At 47.6% G+C, this 9,692-nt stretch carries 10 protein-coding genes; 5 read left to right on the top strand and 5 right to left on the bottom strand.

Going from position 1 to position 9,692, the window contains the following annotated elements; all coding sequences use genetic code 11:
• The first annotated feature begins 340 nt into the window (after positions 1-340).
• Together HZY94_RS08405 and nrdI are read left to right on the top strand one after the other, a co-directional pair.
• Positions 341-880 carry a hypothetical protein gene (locus HZY94_RS08405; RefSeq protein WP_179925780.1) on the top strand — a complete coding sequence of 180 codons (540 nt, stop codon included), beginning with the start codon at positions 341-343 and terminating at the stop codon, positions 878-880.
• A complete protein-coding gene (gene nrdI, locus HZY94_RS08400; protein WP_179925779.1) occupies positions 880-1,347 on the top strand; it encodes a class Ib ribonucleoside-diphosphate reductase assembly flavoprotein NrdI in 468 nt (155 codons plus the stop codon). Before HZY94_RS08405 ends, nrdI begins: the two co-directional genes overlap by 1 nt.
• 63 nt (positions 1,348-1,410) lie before the next feature.
• Here nrdI and gorA read toward each other — a convergent pair whose 3' ends face one another.
• The 5 genes from gorA to pbp2a form a co-directional block, all read right to left on the bottom strand.
• Positions 1,411-2,760, bottom strand: a complete 1,350-nt coding sequence (gene gorA, locus HZY94_RS08395; RefSeq protein WP_179925778.1) for a glutathione-disulfide reductase — start codon at positions 2,758-2,760, stop codon at positions 1,411-1,413.
• Between the two features lie 100 nt (positions 2,761-2,860).
• Positions 2,861-3,400: a transcription termination/antitermination protein NusG gene (nusG, locus tag HZY94_RS08390; RefSeq protein ID WP_160332851.1), complete on the bottom strand. Its 540-nt coding sequence runs from the start codon at positions 3,398-3,400 to the stop codon at positions 2,861-2,863.
• A 96-nt stretch (positions 3,401-3,496) separates the two neighbouring features.
• Positions 3,497-3,676 carry a preprotein translocase subunit SecE gene (gene secE, locus HZY94_RS08385; RefSeq protein WP_160332852.1) on the bottom strand — a complete coding sequence of 60 codons (180 nt, stop codon included), beginning with the start codon at positions 3,674-3,676 and terminating at the stop codon, positions 3,497-3,499.
• Between the two features lie 9 nt (positions 3,677-3,685).
• Positions 3,686-3,838, bottom strand: coding sequence for a 50S ribosomal protein L33 (gene rpmG, locus HZY94_RS08380; protein ID WP_160332853.1), 153 nt, complete (start codon positions 3,836-3,838; stop codon positions 3,686-3,688).
• Positions 3,839-3,914: 76 nt separating this feature from the next.
• Positions 3,915-6,155, bottom strand: coding sequence for a penicillin-binding protein PBP2A (gene pbp2a / locus HZY94_RS08375; protein ID WP_179925777.1), 2,241 nt, complete (start codon positions 6,153-6,155; stop codon positions 3,915-3,917).
• Between the two features lie 101 nt (positions 6,156-6,256).
• Between pbp2a and HZY94_RS08370 the strand changes: the two genes are divergently transcribed.
• The 3 genes from HZY94_RS08370 to HZY94_RS08360 form a co-directional block, all read left to right on the top strand.
• Positions 6,257-7,132 (top strand): RluA family pseudouridine synthase, encoded by an 876-nt coding sequence (locus HZY94_RS08370; RefSeq protein WP_179925776.1) that lies wholly within the window; start codon positions 6,257-6,259, stop codon positions 7,130-7,132.
• A gap of 76 nt (positions 7,133-7,208) precedes the next feature.
• Positions 7,209-8,558 (top strand): glucose-6-phosphate isomerase, encoded by a 1,350-nt coding sequence (locus HZY94_RS08365; protein WP_160332856.1) that lies wholly within the window; start codon positions 7,209-7,211, stop codon positions 8,556-8,558.
• Positions 8,559-9,324: 766 nt separating this feature from the next.
• A partial coding sequence (locus tag HZY94_RS08360) for a reverse transcriptase domain-containing protein (protein ID WP_257151908.1) occupies positions 9,325-9,692 on the top strand: 368 nt, incomplete at its 3' end.

Raw genomic sequence — 9,692 nt, 5'->3', positions numbered from 1 at the left:
AAGATGAGTTTAAGACGTAAAAAGTTTCATCTGAGCATGGTCTTTGATAGATATTTAAAATCATTGCTGTAAAAAAAGGTTCTGACTGAAGAAAAAATCAGTTAGAACCTTTCATGCGTTTGTCGTGGAGGAACTGGCTTTTCCTTGACATTTTTAGGAGATAGGGCTATTCTAATAGTACAGTTTTTCTACTTATACTCTTTCTATTTTAAATCCACACGTTGTTAGCTTCGACTTGCCTAACTGGAGTTATGTCTGCGTCTCGTTGCCTAGTGTGGATTCAAACTAGTTTGAGGATTCGATTTTAAAATGGAAGTGGTGTTAATATAAGGAGGACTAGATGGAAAAGAAACCTGTTTTTTTATATGTTTTGTTAGGCTTGTCAGCCCTATCGGTCTTGTTGACGATTTATAGCCTGGTTCAGCTGCCTAGTGTCTTGGAATCTTTTACGAGTTATTTGGATAACGAGCAAGTAGCCCAGCAAGTGGGAGGCGTTGAGGTTATACGGTTACAGATTGCAGCTAGCAAGTGGACTATGACTCCGCTCAGTTTGGGGATGACGGCCCTTAATTTTATTCTTTTTGGGACTTCAGCCTTCTTTCTATTTTTCAAAAAAGATGTGGTCAAAGCGACCTATGCTTACTTAGCCATGCGCGTGGCGGCTTTAGTGAGCACGATGGTTTCGCTGATGATTTCTAATCAACTGGTCCGGTCCATGATTAAAAATAGAGATTTGATGAATAGCCTGCTCTCAAACAATAAATACACAGCCCTTGCCTTCGTGGCTATTTTTCTAATTCTTTCTGCCATTGCTTATTTCGGTTTGCGTCGTTACCAGAAGTCTGTGGAAGAAGCTGCCTTGGATTCTGAGGTGTTCTAATGCAGGAATTGACCTTTGTTTATATTAGCCTCAGTGGCAATACCGAAAGTTTTGTCAGCCGCCTGCAGACCTATTTACTGATTCAAAATCCTAGTCTGACCATTCATTTGATTGATATCAAGAGCTTGGTCAAGGAAGAGCAGGACTTTTTCTTCTTGAACAAGCCCTATGTGACTTTTGTGCCAACCTACCTGGAAGGTGGCAATGGGATTGACAATGGGGATGTGGAAATCTTAACCACGGATGTTCGCGACTTTATGGCCTATGGGGAAAATGCCTTTTACTGTTTGGGGGTTGTTGGTAGTGGTAATCGCAATTTTAATCACCAGTATTGCCTGACTGCCCAACAATACAGTCAGCAGTTTTCGGTCCCTGTCTTGGATACCTTTGAGATGCGTGGCATGCAAAATGATGTCGAGCGTATTGCTCACAAGATCTTGGAAGCTTACGCAGCTATCTATGAATAGCAAAATCACCCTGTTTCTCTTTGTTTAGCAAGAGAAACAGGGTGATTTTTTAGGCTTCAAAGATTACCGCATGGTAACAAATTCTTCGGATCCGGTTGGGTGGATAGCGACGGTTGCATCAAAATCGGCCTTGGTGGCGCCCATCTTGATGGCAACGGCGAAGCCTTGGATCATTTCGTCGACGCCGTAGCCGATTCCGTGGAGTCCGATGACCTTCTCTTCTGGTCCTTGGGTTACCAGCATGAGTTTCATAGGCTGCCGGTGCTCGGTAACAGCGGTGTACATAGAGGTAAAGGTAGAAGTGTAGGTTTTAACCTGGTCAGCTCCAAATTCTTGGATGGCCGCTTTTTCGGTATAGCCAACAGTTCCGATGGCTGGGTGAGCGAAGATAACTGTTGGGATGGTGCTGTAGTCCATCTTGGCCTGGGTTTGGCCATTGAAGAGGCGTTCAGCCAGGGTTCGTCCAGCCTTGATAGCCACAGGGGTCAATTCTTTTTCGCCAGTTACATCCCCAAGGGCGTAGATTTGAGGGGTACTGGTATTTTGATAGGCATCCACCTTGATGAAGCCACGTTCGGTGACTTCGACACCGGCAGCTTGGAGGTTGAGGCTTTCGGTGTTTGGTTGCCGGCCGATGGCCCAAAGGACGGTTTGGCTTGTGTGACTGCTGCCGTCTTGGAAGTGAAGTTGAACTCCCTCGGTTATTTTTTCAGCTCGGCTGACCACTTTATGGGTGTGGAGTTGGATACCGTCTGCTTTCATTTCTGCCAACAAGCCTTCTAAGATATAGTCATCGAGGTAGCGAAGGGGTGCGTCTTGGCGTACAAAGAGGTCGACTTTGACTCCAAGGCTGTTGAGCAGGCCAGCCATTTCCACGGCGATATAGCCAGCTCCGACAATAGCGATGGATTCTGGTAATTCCTCCCAGGCAAAGACATCGTCGGAGACAATCCCTAATTCCTTGCCAGGAATATCTGGGATGCTAGGCTTGGCCCCAGTCGCAATGACAATATGTTTGGCCCGCACCAATTCTCCATTCACCTCAACGGTATGAGCATCGACAAAGCGGGCATAGCCCTCAATGACTTCCACGCCATTACGGTCAAACTGGCCTCCATAGGAAGCGCGGGCCCGTTCAATATAGGCTTCACGATTTTTACGAAGGGTCGCAAAGTCAAAGCTGACTTCAGAAGCATGAAAGCCATAAGCCGCCCCGTATTTTCCATAGACATCAGCGATAGAGGCCCCATACCACATAATTTTCTTGGGCACACAGCCTAGATTGACACAGGTTCCACCCAAGAGGTTGCCCTCAATCACAGCCGCCTTAGCCCCATGCAGGGCTGCCCGATTCATTGTTGCAATACCACCAGATCCTCCTCCGATGGCGAGAATATCAAATTCTTTTACCATTTAGTTAGTCTCCTTTACTCTCATTTTACAATTTTTACTGAAGATTTTCTTGAATTTACTATGAAAAAAGGCTTTGCCGTCCGGCAAAGCCAAAAGGAGCTTACAACTCCGCGATTTGGGTAATGTCGACTTCCGCAAGGGTGTCGTTCCCGAACATGGTGATCATCATTTTCACCTTGTTGTTGTCAATTTCCGTAATTTTACCGGTATAGTCGGTGAAGGCACCGTCGATAATCCGAACAGTATCCCCTTCCTTGAAGTCGAGGTTCAAATCTTCAACTGTTTGTCCCATAGACACCAGGATGGCACGGATTTCCTCTTCCAAGAGCGGGGTTGGTTTGGAACGGTTTCCGTGAGAACCCACGAAGCCGGTAACGTTTGGCGTATTCCGAACGACAAACCAAGCCTCGTCGGTCATAACCATTTCAACCAGCACATAACCTGGGAAGCGGTTTTCTTCTACTTCTTTCTTTTTCCCATTCTTTTCAACTTGAACGGTTTGAGTCGGAATCTCAACACGAAGAATATTCTCTAACATATTATAGGTCTGTGCACGTTGGAGGAGATTCTCCTTGACCTTATTTTCATAACCTGAGTAGGTTTGTAGGACAAACCACCCCTTGTCAAAACTATCTAGCATGGACATTCCTTTCCTATATAAAAAAGCCCGAGGGCTTGGTGTTTTCTTCTCAATTATAGCAAAAAACTCCCCAGAAGGGGGAGTTTTTCGAGATTCTTATTGGAAAAAATCCAACAAGAGGTTAAAGACCCTTGATACAGCCTGGTCAAATAGGAAGATGACGAGGATGAAAAAGGCAGAGTATTGTAGGACGGACCAGAAGTCAGTCCAGCGTTGTTTTCGATTGGGCCAAGCGGTATCCCGCAAGATCCGGAATGTATCGAGGACAAATCGCATGGGTATCTCCTAACGTGTTTCTTTATGAGTGGTATATTTGCTGCAATGTTTGCAGAATTTATTAACTTCTAGCCGCCTTGGTTTGGGGTTGCTACTGAGTTTAATCGAGTAGTTCCGTGAACCGCAAACGGTGCAGGCTAAACTTGCTTTTTTTAGTGCCATGATGCCTCCAATAGTCCTATTATAGCAAGATTTGCTGTTCTTGCCAAGTTCTCGCGTCGGGTAAAATCCAGGTCTTTTATTGGAAAAGTCCGGTGAAGCTATCCCAGAGGTTTTTGGCTTTTTCTGGGAGTTGGGCGCTGTTGAGGGCTTCTTTGGCCTGGTCGACCATAGTTTGGGCCTGGTTTTGAACATCGTTGAGGAAGCTGTTGAGGCTGTCCTTGTTGGTGTTTTCATCCTGGTCATAGATATTGACAGGGGCGATGCCATTGGCTGCATAAGCATTTTCCACAGAGAAGCTGCTGCCCTCGGTGTAGGGGAGGACGCTGCTGGCCATGCTTTGGAAGATGGTTGCAGCTTCGGTCGAGGAGGTTCCAGTTAGGTAGTGTTCCTGATCGGTTTCCGGGAAGCCGAGCCACTGGCTGATGACCACATCTGGGGTATAGCCAATCACCCACTGGTCACTGGAGACATCGGGGTTAAAGTCGGTTTCCATGGTTCCGGTTTTACCGGCCATGGTATAGCCTGCGGGTGCGGCGTAGATTCCGGTTCCGTTGGTAAAGGTTCCCAGCATCATCTGGTTCATCTTATTGGCGTCGGAAGCGGACATGACCCGTTTAGAAGTGGATTTATGGGTTTTGATAATTTGCCCACTAGCGTTTTCGATCTTGGTAATCAAATGGGCATCTCGCATGACCCCTCCATTGGCGAAGGCTCCATAAGCCTGAGCCATTTGTAAGGGATTGGTCTCAAAACCACTGCCTAAGGCCATACCGAGTGTTGGAGTGTCATTGGTCAATTTGAGGCCGAATTTCTTGGCGCTGTCGACCCCTTTCTCAACTCCGAGTTTGTCCAAGGTAGCAACGGCAGGGATATTTAGGGAGTCGGCCAGGGCCTCATACATAGGAACAGTTGGGTTTGTAGTCATCCCAGCATAGTTATCAATGTTGTAGTCTCCGTAGGTTTTCTTGCTGTTGTTGAGTTCGGTGTTGATGGACCAACCAGCTGCCAGAGCCGGTGTATAGGAGACAATGGGTTTGATGGTTGAGCCGGGGCTCCGTTTGGACTGGGTCGCATAGTTGAAACTCCGGAATTCAGGGTTTTCATCGGAGTTGACACGCCCCACCAGTCCCCGGACACCGCCGGTTTGCGGGTCCAGGGCGACGCTACCAGACTGGGCGTGGCTGCCATCTGCGGCTTGTGGGAAGAGGGCTTCATTGTCATAGATGAGCTGCATATTGGCCTGGTAGTTTTGATCTAGTTCCGTGTAGATGCGGTAACCGTTATTGACAATGTCCTCTTCAGAGAGACCATAGACCTGCTCGGCTTCCGCGATGAGGGCATCGAAATAAGAAGGGTAGCGGTAGTCGTCCGTCTTACCGGCATAGGTATCGGACAGCTGCCCGGCCATGTCGACGGTTGCTGCCTGGTCTGCCTCCGCTTGGCTGATATAGCCTGCATTGACCATGTTTTGCAAGACCGTATTGCGACGGTTGCTGGCATTTTCGAGCGACGAGAGGGGGTTGTAGAGCTCCGGTCCCTTGAGCATCCCAGCCAAGGTTGCCGCCTGATCCAGGCTCAACTCACTGGCTGATACTCCGAAGTACTTCTGACTGGCATCCTCAATACCCCAAATACCGTTACCGTAGTAGGCATTGTTGAGGTACATGGTGAGGATTTCTTCTTTAGAGTAGGTTTTGGTTAATTCTAAAGCCAAGAAGAACTCTTTGGCCTTCCGCTGGATGGTCTGGTCCTGGGACAAAAAGGCGTTTTTAGCCAACTGTTGGGTAATGGTTGAACCACCCCCGCTTCTGCCGGCCGTTACAATGGCTAAGGCAAAGCGGCCGTAGTTGATCCCGCTATTCTCATAGAAGGAGCGATCCTCGGTTGCGACAACGGCATTTTGGAGGTTGGCGCTAATGGCGGGTAGTTCGACATAAGCTCCCTTCCGGCCGGTCAGGCTCCCTGCTTCATCATCGTTGCGGTCATAAATAATGGTTGTGGCCTTGAGGGCATTTTGCAGGTCATCGACATTGGCCGACTTGGCCAAGTAGAAGAGCCAGCCCCCAACTAGCAAGCTAAAGGATAGGAAGAGGATCAAGAGGATTTTGGTCAAATGGTAACGCCGCCAAAAGCGGCGAAAGGCGGGCCAAAAACCAGCTTTTTTCTTACTTTCTGAACGGCTATTAGGGCTGGTCTCGTCTGCTAGAGACCAGTCATCCGAGGGCTGCTCTTTGGGGGGCAGCCCGGTTTCTTCTGGATTTTCTGTGGCCTTAAAGAGCTGCAAAAACTGCTCAAAGGCGGATTTTAGTCTATTCATAGGGCTATTGTATCAATTTCTCCACAGGGGAACAAGAAAATGCCTTATTTCCCGGCTTGTTTTCAGTTTTTCTTAAGCTTTCTTTCTGTTACAATGAGGGTATGAAGATTCCTATCATTATCCCTGCCGTCTGGGCAGGCTTGAGCATAAAAGAGGTTTTAGAAGAAGCCCTGTTGATTCCACGTAAAATCCGTCATTTTCTAAGGATGGAGAAGGCCCTGTCCTTGGATGGGCGGCCGGTTCACTGGCAGAGTCTGGTAGCTGAGGGGCAGGTCTTGGTCTTGGAATTTAAGGAGGACTGGTATGAGTCCCGCCTGGTTCAAGCGGGGCAGGCAGATCAGGTCGAGGTGGTTTATGAGGACCAACATTTGATTGTTGTTAACAAGCCCGAAGGTATGAAAACCCATGGCAATCAACCCGGAGAAATCGCCTGTCTCAACCATGTTGTGGCCCACACAGGGCAAACCTGCTATGTGGTCCACCGGCTGGATCAGGAGACCAGTGGTCTTTTGCTGTTTGCCAAGAATCCAGTGGTTCTGCCCCTACTAAACCGGCTTCTGGAGAAGCGAGCCATCAAGCGGGAGTATTGGGCTTTGGTTGAGGGGAGGTTTGCAGCTAAGGAGCAAGTTTACCGTGATCCCATTGGCCGAGACCGCCATGACCGCCGCAAACGGCGAGTCGATCCTCGAGGGGGACGGTCGGCTCAGACGACGGTCAAGCGACTTAAGCTGGGATCAGCTGCGACCTTGGTGGCCTGTCAGTTGGCCACGGGTCGGACCCATCAAATCCGGGTTCATTTGTCCCATCATGGTTATCCCCTAGTGGGAGACCCCTTGTACCATCCGCAGCCTGAAGGGCGACTGATGCTCCACGCGCATCGTCTGAGTTTGGTTCATCCCTTGACTCAAGAGCCTCTGGTCCTGCGAGCTACATCGCCCAGTTTTGAAGCAGGTATAACGTTTGCACCAACTAGCTAATTTCTCGGAAGTTTCTTGCTTTTTTTTCTATAAAAGAGTAAGATAAGGGAGATAAAAAATGGGAGGAAGCACGAATATGGCACATATTCAATTTGATTACTCAAAAGTGCTGGATAAGTTTGTAGCACCACATGAGGTGGACTACATGCAGGCACAGGTTTCAGCTGCTGATGAACTTCTACGCAAGGGAACAGGAGCTGGGAGCGACTTTACAGGTTGGTTGGACCTGCCTGAGAATTACGACAAGGAAGAGTTTGCACGAATCCTTGAAGCAGCTGAGAAGATTAAATCAGACAGTGATGTTTTGGTCGTAATCGGGATTGGTGGATCTTATCTAGGTGCTAAGGCAGCGATTGATTTCCTCAACAACCACTTTGTAAACTTGCAAAGCAAGGAAGAGCGCAAGGCTCCACAAATTCTTTATGCTGGAAATTCAATTTCCTCCACTTATTTGGCCGACTTGGTTGAATACGTAGAAGATAAGGATTTCTCTGTTAACGTGATCTCTAAGTCTGGTACAACGACTGAACCAGCGATTGCCTTCCGCGTCTTCAAGGAATTGTTGATCAAAAAATATGGTCAAGAAGAAGCCAACCGTCGGATTTATGCAACAACTGACCGTGAAAAAGGAGCGGTTAAGGTCGAAGCAGATGCCAACAACTGGCAAACTTTTGTGGTTCCAGATGATGTTGGTGGCCGTTTCTCTGTCTTGACAGCCGTTGGTTTGTTGCCAATCGCTGCTTCCGGAGCAGACATCCAAGCTCTGATGGACGGAGCCAATGCAGCTCGGATGGACTATCAATCTGATCAGTTGAGCGAAAACCAGGCTTACCAATATGCAGCAGTCCGCAACATTCTCTACCGTAAAGGTTATGCGACTGAAATCTTGGTCAACTATGAGCCATCTCTTCAATATTTCAGTGAGTGGTGGAAACAGTTGGCAGGAGAGTCTGAAGGAAAAGACCAAAAAGGGATCTACCCAACATCGGCTAACTTCTCAACAGACTTGCACTCGCTTGGACAATTCATCCAAGAAGGCGCACGCATCCTGTTTGAAACAGTTATTCGTGTCGACAAACCACGTAAGAACGTGCTCATCCCTGAATTTGACGAGGACCTCGATGGCCTTGGCTACATTCAAGGAAAAGACGTTGACTTTGTCAATAAAAAAGCGACAGACGGAGTGCTCTTGGCACATACAGATGGAGATGTTCCAAACATGTTTGTGACCCTTCCAGAACAAGATGCCTTCACTCTGGGCTATGTGATTTACTTCTTCGAATTGGCGATTGCCATCTCTGGTTACTTGAATGGTATCAACCCATTTGACCAACCAGGAGTAGAAGCCTATAAGAAAAATATGTTTGCCCTACTTGGCAAACCAGGCTTTGAGGACCTATCTGCGGAACTCAATGCCCGCCTATAATCAGCGAAAAAGAGGTTGGACGGAGGTCCAACCTCTTTTTTGAGCTCTTTGTCAACTGTAGTGGGTGGAAATTTTTCAATCGACGAATAGCTTTTACAATATAGCCTGAAAATGGCTTCCTTCCAATTTATATGGGATGCTTTCCCTGTGGTGGGGGACGGCAGCGACCTCTGACGAGTTCCATGCCTTATTCGGGAACCAAAGTTTCCCGAATCCCCCCGATTCCAAGCTCGGTGGCTTGGAATCTTTTCAGTACGACGGGCATGTCGTATATCTGAGGTGCAAGTCCTCTGTGGGCACCTGCTACCGGTGAACCCAATAGCGACTCCCAAGCCTGACTATCGTGAGGTAGCGGGGAGAGGAAGGGATAGCGAAATCGTGGCTCTACGAACAGAAATGTGATATGAAGGCGTATGTAGTGGATGAGGAGGCTGAAAACTCTAAAGTCCCAAAAGGTAGTCGTAACCTATATGCGTAGATCACGAGAGTAAACGAGGAAAGATATACGACTTATCCCGTGAGGTCTCATGAGCGTCGTAGACGTAGTAACAACGAATCATGAGAAGTCAGCCGAACCCATAGTAGTGATGAAGTTTCTGTAATGGAAATGGAGCGAAGGGGCGAACAATTAACCGAAGTAATCCTACTTCACTTGTGTCTGTAAAAGAACGGTCTGATAGAACTGGAGACGGTCACGTATTGACTAGGAGAAGGTTCACGAATCTAAGATGTCCCTCAGACACCGAAACAAGAAAGGAATACGCACATGTCAGAATTGCTAGATAAGATATTATCTCGGAACAATATGCTTGAAGCCTATCATCAGGTAAAAAGAAACAAGGGTTCTGCTGGTATCGACGGAGTTACCATTGAGGAAATGGATAATTTCCTACGGCAACATTGGCGAGAAACCAAGGAACTTATAAAGCAGAGGAAGTACAAACCTCAACCAGTTTTACGAGTTGAAATTCCTAAGCCAAATGGTGGCGTCCGAAATCTTGGAATCCCTACAGTCATGGACAGAAGGGTACAACAAGCGATTGTTCAAACCATCAGTCCAATCTGTGAAAGACACTTCTCAGAGTATAGTTATGGCTTTCGTCCCAATCGCTCTTGTGAGACAGCTATTATTCA

Origin of the sequence: Streptococcus danieliae (genome assembly GCF_013415245.1) — a bacterium.
GTDB lineage: Bacteria > Bacillota > Bacilli > Lactobacillales > Streptococcaceae > Streptococcus > Streptococcus danieliae_A.
Note: the sequence above shows the minus strand (reverse complement) of the source record. Positions and strands in the feature narration are given on the sequence as shown.